Origin of the sequence: Shewanella sp. T24-MNA-CIBAN-0130, assembly GCF_040310185.1 — a bacterium.
Classification (GTDB): domain Bacteria; phylum Pseudomonadota; class Gammaproteobacteria; order Enterobacterales; family Shewanellaceae; genus Shewanella; species Shewanella psychromarinicola.
Map to the genome: position 1 here is coordinate 1 of NZ_JBEOPP010000517.1, position 242 is coordinate 242.

General features: G+C 43.8%; 1 protein-coding gene. It reads left to right on the plus strand.

Going from position 1 to position 242, the window contains the following annotated elements; translation table 11 throughout:
* On the plus strand, positions 1 to 242 hold a 242-nt coding region (locus AAEZ02_RS23330), incomplete at both ends, for a methyltransferase (RefSeq protein ID WP_351125590.1).

The window sequence follows — 242 nt, forward strand, 5'->3', positions numbered from 1 at the left end:
AATCCACTTTGTGGATGATTCTGATATGGCCATCGCCTCGGCAAAGCATAATTGGCAAGCGAACGCGCTAGATACTCCATCTCAAGATCTTCAATCCCAAGATCCTCAAACTGAACAAATGCCACAAGCTTTTTTCCATTGGGACGATTGCCTGAGTAATTTACCAGCTGATGTTGAACCAGATTTAGTGATATGTAACCCTCCGTTTCATCAAGGTGAAGCCATTACCGACCATATCGCTT